This is a genomic window from Paraburkholderia sp. CHISQ3, from assembly GCF_030464945.1.
Taxonomy (GTDB): Bacteria; Pseudomonadota; Gammaproteobacteria; order Burkholderiales; family Burkholderiaceae; genus Paraburkholderia; species Paraburkholderia megapolitana.
In genome coordinates this window covers 210,413-228,485 of the sequence record NZ_JALPRG010000012.1, presented here as the reverse complement: position 1 = coordinate 228,485, position 18,073 = coordinate 210,413, and the positions used below count along the sequence as shown (strand labels likewise).

The window sequence follows — 18,073 nt, the reverse complement described above, 5'->3', positions numbered from 1 at the left end:
TGCAACGTAGATCGCCTGGACCTTGAATGAGAACGAGCTGGACAAGCAAGGCCCTTGTGCAATATCGGCTGGCAACGCTCGCGGGTATGCTGGGCGCGCTCGGCCTGGCAAGCCTCGCTGTTCATGCGCAAACGATCATCGCGCTGCCGGCCCAGGCGTTGTCGCTCTCGCTCTCGCAACTGGCCCGCGAAGGCGCGGTCAATATCCTCGCGCCATCGGAACTCACCGCCAATCACAACGCGCCCGCGCTGTCGGGCAAGCTGACCGTCTCCGAAGCGCTGCACCGGTTGCTTGAAGGCACCCAGCTCACCGTGCAGCAGCGCGACGAGAAGACCTACATCATTCACGGGCCGCCCGCTCAGGCCGCAGCATTGCCGCTCCGCCCGAGCGATGTCGTCACCGTCCTGCCGCCGGTGATGGTCAATGGCACGAACGCGATGAACGACCTCGGCTTTGCCGCGCAATCAAGCTCCCTGGCAACGCGCACCGACACACCGATCATCCAGATCCCGCAGTCCATCGCCGTCGTCACGCAGGACACCCTCGCAAGCCAGCAGGATCAATCGGTGCGGGACGTGCTGCGCAATATCAGCAGCATCACGATCGATCGGGTCGGGAGCTACAGCGCACAGGGTTTGCCTTACATCCGCGGATACGCCGCGCCCGTGCTGCTAGACGGATTGCCGGTCGCGTTGAGCCAGTCCGACATTCCGTTGTCGCTGCCCCCCGTCGCCATATCTCGCGTCGAGGTGCTCAAGGGTGCGGACTCGATTCTTGCGGGGAGCATGGACGCGGGGGGACTCGTCAATATCGTCACGAAACGCCCACAGGCCGACCCCGTGCAGCGCCTTACCGTGCAGGCCGGTTCGTACGGCGACTGGTTGACCTCGCTCGACCTGGCCGGTGCGATCACCGACGATAAAAAGCTGACCTATCGATTCGTGATGTCCGGCGAGCGTGCCGGCCAGGATTCCATCGGCTACGACGGCAAGCGCAATTTCTATGTCGCGCCGTCGATCGGCTGGCACGATGCGCAGACCACGCTGGTGGTGGGACTGCAACAAAACTCGGACCGGGAACCGTTTGCGCCGAATTCGCTGCTGCTGCCAACCGGTCCGATGAACCTGTCGTCCCCGCTTGGTCGCCCGGATGACCGCTACCTGATCAACGACACGGCGGTGTACTACGACTACACGCGCAAGCTCACGAGTTCGCTGACGTTTCACAGCAAGGCGCGCTACGACGCGTCGAGCCAGGACTCGCGGGAGTACCTCATCACGGCGTTACCGTCCCCCAGCGGGACCACCTTTCTGCCGCAAACCAACCAGATACAGCAGGATCAGATCAGCGTCGACAACAACCTGCAGTTCAAGACTCGCACCGGGCCGATCACGCATACGCTGCTGGGCGGTTTCGCGTGGTCGTCGGACCGGTATGCCCAGACGCTCGGCAGCGGGACGTCGGTGACCGTACCCATTCCGGTGCCGCCGTTACCACCGGTCGCGATAACGAGCGTCAACAAGATTCCGTCACAGCGAGATTCCCTCACGACGCTATACGTGCAGGATCAGATGACGTGGGGACCGCTCCACGTGCTGGTTAATCTCGGGCGTAGCCAGGTCTGGACCACCCACGATGCCCCAGGCATTCCCTCCGCACGCGTGACTAACTGGTCCCCGAGCATCGGCATTGCGTACCAGTTGACCGATAGTCTGGCCATCTTTGCGAACACCACGCACAGCTTCCTGCCGCAGTACACGTTTCCCACTTTCAACGGAAGCGTCCCGCAGCCCAGAATCGGTCATTCGATCGATACCGGTATGAAGTTCAGTCTGCTCGACGATCATCTGACGGGGACCGTTGCACTGTTTCGCAGCAAGGAATCCCACGCGGTACAAGACGACTTCAATCACCCGAACTTCTATGCAGTCGTCCCGGATATCGCCTATCGCGGCGTCGAATTCGACATCACGGGCCGTCTGCTGCCTGGCTGGAATGTCATCGCGAGCTATACGTATAGCAATGCGCAGGCGCCCAACGGCGAAGTCGGACAACTGCCGGCTCACGTAGCAAGCCTGTGGACGACCTATGACTTCCAGAATGCGTTCCTGCATGGCTGGGGCGCAGGGATCGGGGTGTGGGCCCGCACTCATTACAACGCGATCGATGCTACTGGAAACCTGTACCGGCAAGCCGGTCAGACACGCACCGACGTGAGCGTCTATTACCACGCCAAACGCTGGTCGGCGACGCTTAGCGCGAAGAACATCTTCAACCGCGCGCTGTATGACGACTACGCGGACCAACGGCTCGAACAACAATCCGGTCGCCTGTTCTTTCTGAGCGGCACGTACGACTTCTAACGCATTCGCGTAACAGCATGCCGGTCATGATGGCTGTATTACCAGCTTCATGATCGCGAATCTTCTTTCTGCTGATTCCACTGGTTCTCTTCCCTGCCTCGTTCGTCTTTAATAACAACGGACTCCGGAATATCGCGCGCATCTATCGCGTTATTCGATCTGCATTACGCGCAGGAGCGTTTCCATGGAATTAAAGGCAGGCATGACCACTCAGGTTCTGGATACCACCGACGCGAAGTTCGAGATCGACGTCGCGCACACGACGTCGCCGGTGCTGCTGTACTTCTGGGCACCATGGTCGGAGCCGTGCGGTGCGATCGATCCGTTACTCGACCAGGTTGCGCGACACCATACGAGCCGCCTGAAAATTGTCAGGGTGAACGTCGACGAACATGAAGCGATTGTTAAACGCTTCGACATCCACCGTATTCCAACCGTGCTGTTCTTCGACAAGGGCGATCTACACACCGCGCTCGTTGCACCGTCCGTTGCACGCGTGCAGGTACTGATCGAGGATCGCTTTGGATCCGACATGCCGTGGAACGCTGCGCGGGCCGACGAACTCTGCGCATCGTCGGCGCTTGCCTTCCAGGGTCAGGCAGCACGCAAAAAGATCTGTCTCAAGCGCCTGCGCGACACGGTTTTCAGTGCCGAGCATCCGCCCTCCCGCTGTGCTGCCGGCGATACCGGACACTTCGTCGACGAGGTGGGCGTACCGGGCGTGCTCGGTGACATGATCGATACGCTCTGGCGTCTGACCTGTGCGACTGAAGGGGCTGCCTATGCACGTGCGCGCACGATCGCGCTGATCGAGGCGATCCCTCTGGGAGCAGACCTGAGCAGTGTCGCACCGGCGGTCACGCATGGACTGCTGCACGATCGCCGCTGGGGACTCGTCCGATACGCGCCGGAAGGCAACGCCCGCGAGATCTTCGCGCGGCTCGCCGTGTTGCATGCTCGCGAACTCATCGGCACGCGGGTCGATGACCGGGCCTGGCTAGAGTTGGCACGCGATGCGATTGCACTCGCGGATGTTCACAGCCTGCGTCAGTCGGAAGACACGGCGACACCGCTGGATCTGCAACAGATCTTCATCGAACAGATGGAACACGTCGCCCGTCCGCTCGCACGACTGGACCTCGACATGTTGCTGCAGATGGTTCTGTCGCTAACCTATGCACGCGAGCAGCCCAGGTTCTGGACCGACGAAGACGAGCGCAACACGAGGATGATGGGGGACGCGGCGTTACGCGAAGTCGAGCGACAATGCGGACTCAAACCTCCCGACGACGATATCGAAACCGTCAACCGATGGCGTCATCAGGTACGCACGCTGATCGACAAACTGGAAGCGACCCAATCTACCGCGGACCCGACAACCTCCGTGCGCCTCGAGATCTGGAAAAGCCATAGGGACTCGCTTGCGGCAGAGCTTTATTCCACTGTTTGCGAACTCATGGTGAGCCGCTTCGACCGTGCGCCGAAAACCGTCGTGTTGCACTAGATCAGATCAGTCGAGATGTTTTTTCAGAAAGACCTGCATCAAGGAAGCAATCTCGTCGACCTGCTCGTCGAGCGCGAAATGACCCGCATCCAGCAGATGAATCTCGGCAGCAGGTAGATCGCGCCCGAAGGCCTCTCCCCCGGCAGCAATGAACGAGGGATCGTTACGTCCCCACACCACGAGGGTCGGTGGCTTGTGCTCGCGCAACCACGACTGCCATGCCGGATATGCAGCGACATTCGTCTGATAGTCGTATAGCAGCGCCCCCTGGATGTCGCGTTGACCGGCTCTGGACAGGTGGGCGTCCTCATCGGTCCAGGTGTCCGGGTTGTAGCGTTCGGGATGCGACGTGCCGGCGGTATGGCGCTGTTCGTTTGCCGCCGGCGACATGAACGTATCGAGCACTTCAGGGTGCGCCTTGGGATCGGCCCAATACTGCGCAATTCCCGTCCATTTGACGCCTAGCCCTTCGCGATAAGCGTTGGCATTCTGGATCACGAGCGCCTGCACACGCTCCGGATGCGCGAGCATGATCCGGAAACCGACCGGGCCGCCATAGTCGTGCAGATAAAGGCTGTATCTGTCGATACCCAGTTTCTCGAGCAGATGGTTAGTGGTTTGTGCGAGATGATCGAACGTGTAGGTGTACGACGATGGCGGCGGCGCATCGCTTTGACCAAAGCCGGGGAAATCGGGTGCTACGAGGTGATAGCGGGTTGCCAGCAACGGAATCAGCGTGTCGAATTCGCGCGACAAGGACGGATAGCCGTGTAACAGCACGATTGTCGGTGCGTTCTTCGGGCCCGCCTCGCGATAGAAGATCGAAGTGCCGTCGACCATCACGCGATGATAGGAAGTCGTAGCCGACGTCGACTCCAGCATGGCAGCCTGCGCGGTGTGAGCAACCATCAACGCAGCAACCGTTCCCAACAGAATTCGAGCTTTCACAGTGGTAATCCTCTTGCGCGCGAGGCAATCAAATTACCACGGCAGCAGCAGCGTCGCAGCCAGGTGCGCATGACGGTAAAATCGCGCATGGCGATGGCGCCCGCATGAGAGGTGGTAGTTTGACCGAGCTTGAACAGGGTTTCATTTTGACCCGGCATTGGCGCGACACACCGGCCGGTACGGAAGTCGATTTCTGGCTGGCAACGGACAGCGGGCCCCGCCACATCCTCCTGCGTCACCAACCCTCGGTGGCATTCATTCCCGCTGGACATCGCGAACGCGCCGAAACCATTCTGCGCCGCGAGGCACCGCTCGATCTACGGCCACTCGATCTGCGCGACTTCCATCATCGGCCGGTCATGGGTCTTTACTGCCCGCAGTACCGGCAACTCACTAGCTTCGAGAAACGCCTGCGGCAAGGCGGTGTCGACGTCTACGAAGCCGATATCTTTCCGCCCGAACGCTACATGATGGAGCGGTTCATCACTGCTCCCGTGCACTTCAGCGGCGATGTGCAGCGCGACGGTTCGCTGCTGAACGGCGAACTAAAACCGGCCAGCGGTTATCGTCCTTCGTTGAAGCTCGTGTCGCTCGATATCGAAACCAGCGCGCAGACCGAGCTCTATTCGATCGCGCTGGAAGGTTGTGGGCAACGCCAGGTGTATATGCTGGGACCTCCTAACGGCGACGCAGGCGAACGCGATTTCGACCTCGAATACTGCGAAACCCGTGCGCAGATGCTCGAAAAACTGAACCTGTGGATCGAGCGGCACGATCCCGATGCGATCATCGGCTGGAATCTCGTGCAGTTCGATTTACGCGTGCTGCAACAGCACGCCGAACAGTATCGCGTGCCGTTGCGGCTCGGTCGCGGCGGTTCGGTGATGGAATGGCGCGAGCACGGTCTCAAGCAGAACCATTTCTTTGCCGGCGCTGCGGGGCGGCTGATTATCGACGGCATCGAGGCACTGCGATCCGCGACGTGGAGTTTCCCGTCGTTCAGCCTCGAATATGTGTCTCGCACGGTATTGGGCGAAGGCAAGGCGATCGATAATCCGTATCAACGCATGGATGAAATACAGCGGCGCTTCGATGAAGACAAGCCCGCGCTCGCCCGCTACAACCTGAAAGATTGCGAACTGGTTACGCGCATTTTTGCGAAGACCGAGTTGATGTCGTTTCTGCTGGAGCGCGCCACCGTTACCGGCTTACCCGCGGATCGCAGCGGCGGCTCGGTAGCGGCGTTCACGCATCTGTATATGCCGCGCATGCACCGGCAAGGCTATGTCGCACCGAATCTCGGCGATGTGGCCGGCGCGGCAAGCCCGGGCGGCTTCGTGATGGATTCCCGACCGGGTCTCTACGATTCGGTGCTGGTGCTCGACTACAAGAGCCTCTATCCGTCGATCATCCGTACCTTCCTCGTCGACCCGGTAGGTCTGGTAGAAGGCACGCTGAACCCCACTGACGAAGCATCCATACCCGGCTTTCTCGGCGCGCGCTTTTCGCGCACGCACCATTGCTTGCCGGCGATCGTCAGCCAGGTGTGGCAAGGACGCGAGGCGGCTAAACGCGAACACAACGCGCCGCTTTCGCAGGCACTGAAGATCATCATGAACGCCTTTTACGGCGTACTGGGGTCGACCGGTTGTCGCTTCTTCGACCCGCGTCTTGCCTCGTCGATCACGATGCGCGGCCATGAAATCATGCACACCACGCGCGAGCTGATTCAGGGCGAAGGCTACGAAGTGATTTACGGCGATACGGATTCCACGTTCGTATGGCTCAAGCATGCGCATGGAGAGGAAGACGCGAGCCGCATCGGGCGCGCGCTGGTCGAGCATATTAATGCCTGGTGGCGCCAGAATCTGCCGCTACGCTTCGGCATTGAAAGTGCACTGGAGCTGCAATTCGAGCGGCATTACCGGCGCTTTTTCATGCCGACCGTTCGCGGTGCCGAGGACGGCAGCAAGAAACGCTATGCCGGGCTCGTTGTTTTGCCGGACGGCAGCGAGGACATCGTCTACAAGGGGCTCGAAACGGTGCGCACCGACTGGACGCCACTTGCACAACAGTTCCAGCAGGAGTTGTACCGGCGCATTTTCACGCGGCAGCCGTATCAGGACTATGTGCGCGACTACGTGCGCGATACGCTCGCGGGCAAGCTCGACGATCAACTGGTGTACCGGAAACGCCTGCGCAGGACCCTTGAGGAATACGAGCGCAACGTACCGCCCCATGTGCGCGCGGCGCGCGTCGCCGACGAATTCAATCGCCGGCAAGGGCGGCCCCTGCAATACCAGAACGGCGGCTGGGTCAGCTATGTGATGACAGTCGCGGGACCGGAGCCGCTGGAAACGCTGCGCTCGGCGATCGACTACGATCACTACCTCACGCGGCAATTGCAGCCGGTGGCCGATGCGATCCTGCCGATGTTGCGCGACGATTTTACGACTTTGATCTCGGGGCAGCGGCAGTTGTTTTGAGGTGTGGCGCGAGCGCTGGGGCGCCCGCGACTAATCGGTATCCCCGCTATCGAACCGGTAGAACAGCCGTATCTTCGCCGCGGCATTGCGCGCTGCGGCGACGGCATGCTCCGCATCGTCTCCTACGGCTATGACGAACGCCGAGCGATCCGCACTGGCGTTGATCTCTCCACCCCGCGCACCGGGCTTTTTCAGAACACCCACCTGGCGCACATCCGGACAGCGCTCGGCCTCGTCTACGCCACGCACTTCGGCGACGATTTGCTGTTCGAGCGATCGCTCGAGCAGATACCAGACCGCAGCTGCTTTCGCTTGCGGCGTTTGACTCACCAGGTTCTCCATCGGAAGGTGCGCCATCTGCCTCGCGTAGAGGTCGTACAGATCCACCCCCGTGACCTGTTGAACGAGATCGCCGATCCTGTCCCCACCAATTCGCGTGTGCGTTTCCACGAGACGCGGCCCCTCGGCGGTCACGATGACCTCCGAGTGTGAAGGACTGTTATAAAAACCGAGCGCAGTCAGTACCTTGCGGACGTATTGCTCGATGGCTTCACGGCTGTTCTCGCCGAGCGGCGCTGGCACCACGTGCCCGTATTCGACGAAGTTGTGATCGTCCTTGTATTTGCGGGTAATTGCGACGACATGATGTTCTCCCGCTATGGAAATCGCCTCGACGCTATATTCGTCGCCCTCCAGAAACTGCTCGACCAACAGCTTGCCATCAAGCGCCGGACCCTCGAGCGCCGCGATAAAAGTCGCTACGTCCTCGACGCTGCGAAGCTTGCGCACATTGCGGCTACCCTCGCCCGCGACTGGTTTGACAATGCACGGCAAGCCGACCGAGTCGATCGCCCGGGCAAGCTCATCTTTCGTCGACGCGACGCTGAATCGGCAATAGCATAGTGCGTGCTGTTCCAGCAACCGGCGCGTCGCCCACTTGTCGCGCGTGAGCTCCACGAGCTTCGACTCGATGACGACCGGCAAGTCAAGCTCCGCGGCGATACGATTCGCCAGCACCTGCGTGCGGTCGACAAACGATGTCACAAAGTCGAGCGAATCCGCCGTATGCAATCCCTTCGCCAGCGCGATCAGCGAGGCATCGTCCGCATCGTCGTCGTGAATCAGGATGTGCCGATACTTCTTTCCAAGATCGCTCGTCAGCGCGCGTGACCTGCCGATCAGAAGTGAGACACTCACGCCCGCCGCCATTAGCCGGTCGTGACATTGCCGCATGACTCCAATGACTAGAACGTGCCTGCTTTTCATCTCCGCCTCACTAAAGCTAACCGGTTTGCTCCGATGTTGTTCGTCACGCCCGCACATCGAGGTCGTGGTGCCTTTTCAACGACTGCCTGCAGTAATACGCAAAAGATGCGGAAAAGCGCTTGTCGGTGGTAATCCAGTCGCGTGCTTCAAGTGCGAGGTCCGCCGGGATCGCCTGAATCTCGCCCGCGCTTGCCGCAAGCAACTGGAGCCTGGCCGCCCGTTCGATCAGCACCGCGAGTACACACGCCTCCTCGATCGATCGACCCGCCACCAGCTGGCCGTGATGCGCCAGCAGGATCGTTTTCTTGTTGCCAAGCGCGCGCGAGATGATTTCCCCCTCCTCGTTGCCGACGGGAATACCCGGCCATTCGGACAAGTAAGCGCAGTTGTCATACAGCGGGCACAGGTCCATTTGCGAAATCACAAGCGGTTGACCGATCATCGACAGGGCGGCCACATGCAATGGATGCGTGTGAATGACGCAATTCACGTCGGGACGCGCCCGATAAATCCACGTATGAAACCGGTTAGCCGGATTCGCCATTCCCGAGCCGGATTGCACGCGGAGATCTTCGTCGACCTCAAGCAGGTTATCGGGCGTGATCTCGTCGAACCCCAACCCAAGTGCCTGCGTATAGAACCTTCCGGGTGCCGAGCGAAAGGTAATCTGCCCTGCCAGGCCCGAATCGTGACCGTGGTCGAACAGAATGCGGCAAGTCAGTGCGAGTTTTTGTCGCACATCGAGATGCGAATCGGCTATCGCGGCTTTCATTTCCGCGTGGGCTCGTTCCACCAGACCGGCCTTCGACGCGCTCAGTCCATTTGTCATGTATTGCCTCGCTGGGCCAACGGGGTTGTGCGGCAAACGCGGCGCGTTAGTAGATCGCGCCGAACGATGTGTCGGTGCTGGTTGCCGATCCCTCCGCATCGCCATAACCTGCGTGCGGCACCGTCACCTCGCTGTGCCACGGGTCGGACCTGCGCCCACTGTCACTCGACGCGCGCTCGGTGTCCGGTTGTCCGCTTTCGCGGTTTTGCCCAGTCGCACTTCGCGACGCAGTTCCAGAAGTCATTGCATTTCCTCCACCTGTTCGCCATGAAGTTCTCACCCAACCCGGCGTTGCCGAATCGCTGAACCCTGTGCGCGTCGCGCGCGGTTTCCATCAAGACTGCCAGACGACATTTGCGCGGAGCCAGTCGGAGAACTCTCCGACCCGATCCATCAACTGCCCGTCGCTATTCGCTACCACGACTGCACTCAGCACGTCATCCGTGTACGTCGTGGCCCTTTCATGGCATTGCCCTTCGCTACCCGTCAGGCAAACGGTCGACACCCAGGGGAAAGGCATCACCAGAGGTAGCCGAAGCAAACGCTTATCCCGCGCCGGGACCCGTAAGGATGCAGCGAAGACGCCAGGTGCATGGATACGTTCAGTCTGCGGCGGCAGGCCAGCCTGCGCCCGCGCCCAGGCACGATGCAGGTTGATCCCGTAGCTGCGTTCGATCAATTCGATCGTGAGCGAACCCGCCGTGCGTGCAGCAACCTCACACAGCAGCAATCGATCATCGGACGTGTGAAATATCTCCGCGTGGAATGCCAGCGGATCGGTGGGCGGAAGTGCCTTCAATACCTGCTGTGTAAAAGCAATGAGGCGACTCGCTAGCGGTGTCTGCGGATCGATCGTGCGACTACCAAACAGGCCGCCCGTCTGATAGTCCAACGCGCCGTTGATATACGCGCACGGCGCAAAAAAGTCCTCGCCCAGCGTGGAAACCAGTCCGTTGACGTGATACATGCTGCCTGGCACAAACGATTCGATCATCTGCGATCCAGGCCTCGCGTTAAGCGCTTCTCCGGCCGCGGCCTGGCGGAGTTCCGCGAGATCGTGCACGACCGACACATTGTGTGACCCGCTGCTGTCGACCGGCTTGATCACCAGAGGAAAACCGTGCTTGCCGGCGAAGTCAAACAGATCGACTGGCGATACGCAACGTTGAAACGCAGCCACGGGAATTCCGGCCCGTACCATGTACTCCTTCATCACGACCTTGTCCCGGTACGCATTCGCGCTCTCGACACTCTGGCCCGGTATGTGCAGAAATTCCCGCAGGCGCGCGGCCCGCAGAAGATCATATTCAGAGTGAGCGACGATACGTGACAGGGACTCGCTTTGCGCAAGCTCGATGGCGGCTAGCTCCACCACACCGCCTGCATCGAGATCGGCGACTCGCTTGACGATCCGGTAACGATCCTGCGCCGGCAGTTGTACGGATGAGATGGCCAGCAAGCTCTCACTCGAATCGGAAAACCAGTTTGCGTAGTCGAACTTGATCGTTCGAGCCAGGCAAAGTATTGACATTGGGAAACTCCGACGTTGAGGGGATTAAGCAAAACACGCAATACGTCACACCGGAAAACGACACACATGTATCGCAACTGCCGGTTTATCCGTCGCCGCGCACGACCGCGAGCGCGGGAAGCCCTTCGACCTCGAGACCCTGATCCTCGATTCGAGCAGTCGACTGGGCAGCGCTCTGGCATTGCGCAATGAAAGACAGAAAACCGTGCCAGGCATCGCTACCTCGCGTCACGATCTCCGGCACGTAATCCTCGTTGAGGCGCAACGGTACGAGCGACACACTGGCGCCTTGCCCGCGCGACAGATCGATGCGCGCCACAGCGGTCCATCGTGAGGTTTCGTCAAACAGAAATCCCGATCGACGCGGAAAATGCGCGTAACGGCCGAAGCGTGCTTCCATTGCTTCGTCACTCCATCCCGCGCAATCGGCATGCTCCCGCCTGAATTTGTCCGCGTACCCCAATTGGTCGAACACGAGATGACCGAGCCCGTACAGAACCGGCATCTCGCCGATGAACTCGATCCCCCGCAACGCATGATGGTGATGACCGACGACCGCGTCGACGCCAAGTTCGCCCAACCGCCGCGCGGTTTGCCGTTCGAGCTGTGTCAGCCGGAACGGCGCGGTATGGTCGCCCCAATGCAGGTTCGCCACGACCCATTCAGCCTGCTCGCGCGCATCGCGGACCGCCTGTTCAAGCCGGCGCCAGTCCTCTTCGTTGACTTCAGTGTGGATACGCGGAGGTGCGCCGGGCACGATCGCCCCGGGAAATTGCGACGCGTAGAAATCCGTCGAGCGTAGTGCCGCAATTCCCGGACTGTTTGCTCCAGCCTCGTATCCCACGCGCAGGATGGCTGAAGCCGCTATGAACGCGACCGTCGTTTCGCGGCACGCCATCACCCGTGGCGCCCACGCTTCATGGCGCGAGCGACCCGCTCCGACCGAGCGTACGCCGATGCTGTCCAACGCCTTCAGCGTGCTAAAGAGACCCGGATGGCCGGCGTCGAGCGAGTGATTGTTTGCGAGCGAAACGACGTCGAACATCGTGAGACCCGCGACATTCTCCACCGGTGCGATAGCGATGCCGCCCCTGCCCGGCAACGGATCGACATCGCTGCCCAGCACCCCTTCGAGATTGCATGTCGATATGTCGGCATGGCGCAGCAGTGGCGCCAGACTGTGCAACGCAGATTCCGGTGCCGGGCGGTTGATCAGCACGTCGCCCGCCGCCGCAATACTTATCCTGCTAGAAGTCATGGTCGATACACATCCGAAGATTGACGGAAGATTAATGAGTCTCGGGGCAATGGGTCTTAATGCAGGTCAGGTGACGTTCGAAAACCGGAGAATAGCGTCGTAAACCCTGAGCCTCGCGTTGATTGCGATTTCGGCCGACTGGATCGCGCACAGCTCTTTCTCCGGTGAATTAGCTGTCAGATCACCAAGAATCCGGTACATGGTCTCGGCGTGGCCATCGTCGCATTCAATATGAATTCTGAAAAAATCAAGATCTTCCTCCGATACGTCGTGATGCCGGAATCCCTCGATGATTGCCGAATATAGCGATGGAACAATGGCTTCCGCCCCAAGACAAAGCGCACCCAACCCGGCAATTCCTTCGGGTTGGCGGCACAACATGAACACCGTTTGAATCTGACTCTCGGTTTCCGGGAAGGCTGCATGTTCCGCTATAGATATATCAAACCGGGTCAACAAATCGGTATAAATCTGCGAATGCGGAACATTGACGTCGTCATGCCCGAATCCAAGCTCCTCGGCAAGATTTTCCGCGAGTTTCAGGACATCGGCTCCATTTTTGAGCTGGGAAATCAGTGCGCACAGATATCGCGTGAAATAAGCCGAATATTTACCGTGCTGCACAAGAAAGTGCATCAATGCACGGAATGGAACATTTCCTTCCCGGCAACTGACGAGAAACGGATGGTCTAGAATTTTCTTTGAAAAATCAATTGCTTGCTGCTTCATATAAGGTGACATTGACGATTTTTCAACGGAAGCTTCGTCAAAATTTGCCGCGTAAACTCTCATGTTCACTCCGAAGATGATTGCTGCTCCCATGCCCCGAGCACAGCGTTAATTGTCGCAAACGCGAATTCAAAGATTAGCCGCAGTAACAAATTCTTTCATTTTCAAACATTGCACTGCAAAACATACTCAATGATGTTCAAAATCAATGATCCATCCATTTCGCATGAAGAATATGCCATTCGCATCGTATTGCCCGCGCATCATGCAGAATAAATACGAAATGATCCATCGCTATCTTTTCCAAAATTAAATCTTGACTCATTGTCACAGTCGATCCATTCTTTCGCAAGAAATTTTGATTTGAAGCTGTCACCCCGTTGACACACTTAAAATGATATGGTTTAAATAGACACAGATCATAAGCATTATCGGGCACCACAATCGGCCACCTCCATTAATTGCATTTTATTAAATGCAATTAATCGGCTATTTATTTGCCTGTCGATTATGTACAACTTCAGTCAATGCAAAGCGAGGCAATGCAGGTATGGATAATGCTATTGATAGCATCACGCAACCCCATTCAACTCCGGTTAACGAACCCGGACTCAATCCGGCACACCACGCTTTTCGCCGTTTCGAATCCAACGTACGCAGCTATTGCCGCCGGTTTCCTGCGGTATTTTCCCGGGCTCGCGATTCGTATCTGATCGACGACGAAGATAACGAGTACATCGACTTCTTCTGCGGCGCAGGTTCGCTCAACTACGGCCACAACAATCCTGTCATCAAGAACGCGTTGCTGGACTATCTGGGCACGGACGCGATTGTTCAGTCGCTCGATCTCTACACACCCGCCAAGCGGGAGTTCCTGCTGCAGTTTCAGCGCGAGATCCTCGAGCCTCGCGGCTACGAGTACAAGGTGCAGTTTTCGGGGCCGGCCGGGACCAACGCAGTCGAGGCGGCGCTCAAACTGGCAAGAAAGGTGACCGGGCGGCGTAGCATCGTCGCGTTCTCGAACGCTTTTCACGGGATGTCGTTAGGCGCATTGGGCGTATCGGCTCGCTCGTGGAAACGCAGTTCGGCGGGCACACCGCTTGACGGCGTCATCCGCATGCCGTTCGAGGGCTTTCTCGACGATGGTGTGGATTCGATCCAGATCATCGAGAGCATGCTTTTCCGCACAGGCTCAGGCAATGACCGCCCCGCCGCCATCATCCTCGAGACCGTCCAGGCCGAAGGTGGCCTTAACGTGGCATCGAACCTGTGGCTGAAACGCCTCGCCGATCTCGCGAAAGCACACGACACGCTATTGATCGTCGACGACATTCAGACTGGCTGCGGACGTACGGGATCCTTCTTCAGTTTCGAGGCCGCGGGTATCGAACCGGATCTGGTTTGCCTATCCAAATCCATCTCCGGATTCGGCATGCCAATGTCACTCGTGCTGATCAAACCGCACCTCGACAAATGGGAACCCGGTGAACACAACGCGACGTTCCGCGGCAACAACCTCGCCTTCGTCGGCGCCACAGCGGCGCTGTCCTACTGGCGCAACCGGGAATTTCAACCGTCGCTCGCACGACACGAACAACACATTCGTCAGGTACTGGAATCAATCCGGCTGGAGGCGCCCGAGCACGTCATCGAGGTCCGCGGGCGTGGTCTTCTGCAAGGACTCGTATTCCGCGATCCAAAACATGCAGCCGAAGTGTCGCGCATTGCATTCGGCATTGGCCTGATCGTCGAACTCTGCGGTGCGGAAGACGAAGTCGTCAAAGTCATGCCGCCCCTCACGATTACCGAAACATGTCTCGCGACCGGTCTCGACCGGTTACGCCAGGCCGTACGGCGATTGCGCTGAGAGCGACATGAAAATGTTCATAGCCAAAGTCGAAACCGGCCATGACAGGACGGTTCATCCGAAACTCACGCCCGAACATCGGGCGCGTTACAAAGTGAGACCCCTGGGCGAGCACTTCGATGCACAGACATGGCGCAGTTTCCGGCAGGCATGGCGCGTTCACGCTGCGCCCAATCGCCCGCTGCGCATCGACAGAAAGCGGTTTGCATTTTCGCTGCGCACAGCAGCACTACCGGCATGCGAGAAGAGTCGTGAAGCCGCACCGTCCGGCTACCTCGACAGCCTGCAGGGCGACGGTCCTGCGCACGCGTTACTGGACAACCTGTACTTCATTGAGCTCATTGCACTGTGCGTAGAAGCCATTCCGGAACATGACAGGCAGGCAGCGGTGCGAGTGGACGCGCAGTTGGTACGCATCCAGGACAGCTGCGTCGATGTCGAAACGATGCTGTTCGACCGGGCCAGGCGCCCGCGGGATGCGGTGCTCGGCGTCGTACTGATCAGGCGCAACGGCATCGTCATCGGAGACATCGACATCCTTTCCAGAACCGGTACCCGGGTGGAGAGTCTGCCGCTGTCGGATCCGCTCGATGTGATTCTGCTCGACTCCAGACAGTTCGCGCTCGGGCCGCTCTACTGGGTCGGCCTGCAGACACGCTCTCAGGGAAGCGCAGATCTCTTGACGTTGATGGTGTCCGTCGACGGCAACCCAGAATGTTCGAACCAATCCAAGAAGGAGACTTGATGTGAGTACCGTCAACTTGTACGACCCGGCTCAGGACACGGACGATCTCGGCCTCGATCACACGATTCTGAAGGATCGACTCGCGCGGCTTACTGCGGACGAGCGCCGCGAGGTAGCGGCTGCCCAGGCGCGGTTGTCGCAATCGGTATGGGACGCCGGCCTGAATTTTGAAGGCAAACCCTATCCGGTTTCCCTGCGTCCGCTTCCCATCGCGCAAAAGCTGTCGGACAGTCTCGCCGACACGGCAGAACGTTTCGTCAAGGTGTTCGACACGGTGGCGCGGCTGTATTGCAGTGAACCGCATGTAAGAGACCTGTTCCCCGCGTATCGAAACATGGAGCGGTATACCGTCGCGCTGCCCAATATGACGCCGCTCGTGAGGATTTGCCGCCTCGACGGATTGTTCGCACCGGACGGTCGCTATCAGGTTCTCGAGACCAACACCGACTGCCCCGGTGGTGTGATCCAGAACGGTCTCGCTGGCCAGATATGGGCGAAGGCAGACAACCCGCTCATCGAAGGTCTCGATCTTTCCGCGGACAGCCAGCCGTTCGTTCGCGACCCCGATAGTTTTCTGAAGGAACTGCTTGCCGCACACCTCGAGCGTACTGGCAACGCAGCCCAGAGCGCGGCGGTGGTGACGTTCAAGGGCCGCTTCACCAACGAAGTCGAGCGTATGGTGTCGGGGTTGAACCGTCTCGGTGTGGAAGCCTGGACCGTCGATGCAGCAGAACTCAAACGCAGCAACGGCCGTCTCGTCGATGCGCGGGGACGCGCAATCGATCTTGCGTATAACAAGCTCGATTTGCGCGATCTGATCGACGATCCGCAGGTCGAAGATTACCTGCAGGCCACCGCCGACGGCGAGGTCACGTTCCTTAACCCGCTGATCTGCCAGTGGCCGCTTGCCGACAAGGCGATTCTGGCCTTGCTGAGCGATCCGCAATACGGACATCTGTTTTCCGCACAGGAGCGCGAGCTGTGCGCGAAACACATTCCGTGGACCCGGCTTCTGCGTTCGGAGACCTTGAGCACCGGTATCAACGGCGAAACCACCGATCTGCTGTCCTACGCGATCCGAAATCGTAAGACGTTGATCCTCAAACCGACCAATGCGACACGCGGCGAAGGCGTGCTTATTGGTCACACCGTCGACCAGAACGCGTGGGAGGCCGCGCTGGCACTCGCGTTGCGCGGCGGCCCGCATGTGATCCAGCAATACATACAGGCAGCGCAGATCGCCGCACCCCACCCGATTAGCGGAGAAATCCAGCAGATGTGCTCCGGCGTCGACGTGTATGTGTACGGCGGACGCTTCGCGGGATTCCAGGCCCGTGCGAGCCTCGACCCGATCATGAACGTCGGCAAGCGCGGCATTCTGCTTCCAGTCGCTACCTATCAGGAGTAACCGAAACATGTCATCGACACTGAATGCACAAAGCCGGCCGCGCCTGCAACCTACCGTCGTGGTCGTGCCGCTCGACGAGCAACGGCTCGCCGTACACCGCGGCACACGTCAATCCGATCCCAGTCTGATCTTCGACGATCACAACGGCTGGAGAGGCGCGGCGCTTGCGCGTTGCACCGGGGAGCACACCCTCCAGGAAATCGCCGCCTCGTTGGACGGCACAGGGCACCCGGTAGCTGCGGCCGAACTCGCCGGGTTCTTCGAGTCGCTCGCGACTTCCAATGTTCTCGCCGACGCGACAGCGTATTCGAATGGTGAACTGACGCAGGCTCAGCAGGAACGCTATTCGCGCAACCTGAACGGATTCGCAGCGACGGCGAGCGGCGATGAAACACCAGGCAGCCTGCAGCAACGACTATTTGACGGTCATGTCCTCATGTTGGGCGCGGGTGGACTCGGCAGCCTCACTTCGCTCGCACTCGCCATGGCGGGCTGCGGAAAAATCTCCGTCATCGACTTCGACACGGTTGAACTGTCGAATCTGAACCGGCAGGCGTACACCGTGGCCGACGTAGGTTCACAAAAGGTCGAAGCGCTGCGCGCCCGTATCGCCGCGGCAAACCCGGAGGTGATCGTCAACACCGTGGCGCGCCGCTTGAACGGCCCGGGTGACGTCAAAAACGCGCTTGCCGATTTCGCTCCCGACATCGTCGTCGCCGCGATCGACCGACCGACCATCGCGGCAGACCGCTGGATCAGCGACGCCTGTTTCACGGCCGGCATACCGGCCGTGTTCAACAGTGTCTCGGCGGGCAAGGGGCTGCTCTGGTCCAAGGTTCCCGGTTCGACCGGCTGCTTCCAGTGCGATGAGTTGTGGGCTGCGCAGAATAGTCCCGAACATTACCAGGTGCGGCGCTACCGCGAAGAACACGACCTGATTCCCGCGACGTCCGCTTCCAGCTATTCGGCGATGACCGTCGGCGGCTTCATGGCGTCCGACATCATTCGTCATTTGCTGGGCAGGCCCATGGCCTCAGCCGGCAAGCTGATCGTGATCGACTTCGCGACACTTGCGGTGAGCATTCAGGAAAAACCGGCCCATGCAGATTGCAAGATCTGCCAACCTACCCGATAAACGT

Annotated in this window: 14 protein-coding genes; 7 read left to right on the top strand and 7 right to left on the bottom strand. The window is 59.4% G+C overall.

Annotated features, from left to right (window positions below):
• Window positions 1-26: 26 nt before the first annotated feature.
• Window positions 27-2,363, top strand: coding sequence for a TonB-dependent receptor (locus M0D65_RS26480; RefSeq protein ID WP_266255228.1), 2,337 nt, complete (start codon window positions 27-29; stop codon window positions 2,361-2,363).
• A 184-nt stretch (window positions 2,364-2,547) separates the two neighbouring features.
• On the top strand, window positions 2,548-3,867 hold the full coding sequence (locus M0D65_RS26475; protein WP_266255227.1) for a co-chaperone YbbN: 1,320 nt from the start codon (window positions 2,548-2,550) through the stop codon (window positions 3,865-3,867).
• Between the two features lie 6 nt (window positions 3,868-3,873).
• Here M0D65_RS26475 and M0D65_RS26470 read toward each other — a convergent pair whose 3' ends face one another.
• On the bottom strand, window positions 3,874-4,815 hold the full coding sequence (locus M0D65_RS26470) for an alpha/beta fold hydrolase (protein ID WP_266255226.1): 942 nt from the start codon (window positions 4,813-4,815) through the stop codon (window positions 3,874-3,876).
• Window positions 4,816-4,919: 104 nt separating this feature from the next.
• Between M0D65_RS26470 and M0D65_RS26465 the strand changes: the two genes are divergently transcribed.
• The gene (locus M0D65_RS26465) at window positions 4,920-7,301 is read left to right on the top strand and encodes a DNA polymerase II (protein WP_266255225.1); all 2,382 of its coding nucleotides are present in this window, start codon (window positions 4,920-4,922) and stop codon (window positions 7,299-7,301) included.
• A 30-nt stretch (window positions 7,302-7,331) separates the two neighbouring features.
• Here the strand turns inward: M0D65_RS26465 and M0D65_RS26460 are convergent, their stop codons facing one another.
• The 6 genes from M0D65_RS26460 to M0D65_RS26435 form a co-directional block, all read right to left on the bottom strand.
• Window positions 7,332-8,498 carry an ATP-grasp domain-containing protein gene (locus M0D65_RS26460; protein ID WP_266255224.1) on the bottom strand — a complete coding sequence of 389 codons (1,167 nt, stop codon included), beginning with the start codon at window positions 8,496-8,498 and terminating at the stop codon, window positions 7,332-7,334.
• A 112-nt stretch (window positions 8,499-8,610) separates the two neighbouring features.
• Window positions 8,611-9,396, bottom strand: a complete 786-nt coding sequence (locus tag M0D65_RS26455; protein WP_266255223.1) for an aldolase — start codon at window positions 9,394-9,396, stop codon at window positions 8,611-8,613.
• 46 nt (window positions 9,397-9,442) lie between these two features.
• On the bottom strand, window positions 9,443-9,640 hold the full coding sequence (locus M0D65_RS26450; protein WP_266255222.1) for a hypothetical protein: 198 nt from the start codon (window positions 9,638-9,640) through the stop codon (window positions 9,443-9,445).
• A 90-nt stretch (window positions 9,641-9,730) separates the two neighbouring features.
• Window positions 9,731-10,927, bottom strand: a complete 1,197-nt coding sequence (locus M0D65_RS26445; protein ID WP_266255221.1) for an acetyl-CoA carboxylase biotin carboxylase subunit family protein — start codon at window positions 10,925-10,927, stop codon at window positions 9,731-9,733.
• A gap of 85 nt (window positions 10,928-11,012) precedes the next feature.
• A complete protein-coding gene (locus tag M0D65_RS26440; RefSeq protein ID WP_266255220.1) occupies window positions 11,013-12,185 on the bottom strand; it encodes a CapA family protein in 1,173 nt (390 codons plus the stop codon).
• A 66-nt stretch (window positions 12,186-12,251) separates the two neighbouring features.
• Window positions 12,252-12,977, bottom strand: coding sequence for a TenA family transcriptional regulator (locus tag M0D65_RS26435; RefSeq protein WP_266255219.1), 726 nt, complete (start codon window positions 12,975-12,977; stop codon window positions 12,252-12,254).
• A gap of 487 nt (window positions 12,978-13,464) precedes the next feature.
• Here M0D65_RS26435 and ectB point away from each other — a divergent pair, with 487 nt between their 5' ends.
• From ectB to M0D65_RS26415, 4 genes are read left to right on the top strand one after another with little or no spacing between them, the layout of a single operon-like run.
• Window positions 13,465-14,781 carry a diaminobutyrate--2-oxoglutarate transaminase gene (gene ectB, locus M0D65_RS26430; protein ID WP_266255218.1) on the top strand — a complete coding sequence of 439 codons (1,317 nt, stop codon included), beginning with the start codon at window positions 13,465-13,467 and terminating at the stop codon, window positions 14,779-14,781.
• A gap of 7 nt (window positions 14,782-14,788) precedes the next feature.
• The gene (locus M0D65_RS26425; protein ID WP_266255217.1) at window positions 14,789-15,526 is read left to right on the top strand and encodes a hypothetical protein; all 738 of its coding nucleotides are present in this window, start codon (window positions 14,789-14,791) and stop codon (window positions 15,524-15,526) included.
• A gap of 1 nt (window position 15,527) precedes the next feature.
• Window positions 15,528-16,934 (top strand): glutathionylspermidine synthase family protein, encoded by a 1,407-nt coding sequence (locus M0D65_RS26420; protein ID WP_266255216.1) that lies wholly within the window; start codon window positions 15,528-15,530, stop codon window positions 16,932-16,934.
• Between the two features lie 58 nt (window positions 16,935-16,992).
• Window positions 16,993-18,069 carry a ThiF family adenylyltransferase gene (locus M0D65_RS26415; RefSeq protein ID WP_266255215.1) on the top strand — a complete coding sequence of 359 codons (1,077 nt, stop codon included), beginning with the start codon at window positions 16,993-16,995 and terminating at the stop codon, window positions 18,067-18,069.
• Window positions 18,070-18,073: the final 4 nt, after the last annotated feature.

What these genes read in the sequence shown, in the direction of transcription:
- M0D65_RS26455 (WP_266255223.1), bottom strand. Translation starts at nt 9,396, where the DNA reads ATGACAAATGGACTGAGCGCGTCGAAGGCCGGTCTGGTGGAACGAGCC.
- M0D65_RS26475 (WP_266255227.1), top strand. Translation starts at nt 2,548, where the DNA reads ATGGAATTAAAGGCAGGCATGACCACTCAGGTTCTGGATACCACCGAC.
- ectB (WP_266255218.1), top strand. Translation starts at nt 13,465, where the DNA reads ATGGATAATGCTATTGATAGCATCACGCAACCCCATTCAACTCCGGTT.
- M0D65_RS26445 (WP_266255221.1), bottom strand. Translation starts at nt 10,927, where the DNA reads ATGTCAATACTTTGCCTGGCTCGAACGATCAAGTTCGACTACGCAAAC.
- M0D65_RS26450 (WP_266255222.1), bottom strand. Translation starts at nt 9,640, where the DNA reads ATGACTTCTGGAACTGCGTCGCGAAGTGCGACTGGGCAAAACCGCGAA.
- M0D65_RS26465 (WP_266255225.1), top strand. Translation starts at nt 4,920, where the DNA reads ATGAGAGGTGGTAGTTTGACCGAGCTTGAACAGGGTTTCATTTTGACC.
- M0D65_RS26480 (WP_266255228.1), top strand. Translation starts at nt 27, where the DNA reads ATGAGAACGAGCTGGACAAGCAAGGCCCTTGTGCAATATCGGCTGGCA.
- M0D65_RS26440 (WP_266255220.1), bottom strand. Translation starts at nt 12,185, where the DNA reads ATGACTTCTAGCAGGATAAGTATTGCGGCGGCGGGCGACGTGCTGATC.
- M0D65_RS26435 (WP_266255219.1), bottom strand. Translation starts at nt 12,977, where the DNA reads ATGAGAGTTTACGCGGCAAATTTTGACGAAGCTTCCGTTGAAAAATCG.
- M0D65_RS26425 (WP_266255217.1), top strand. Translation starts at nt 14,789, where the DNA reads ATGAAAATGTTCATAGCCAAAGTCGAAACCGGCCATGACAGGACGGTT.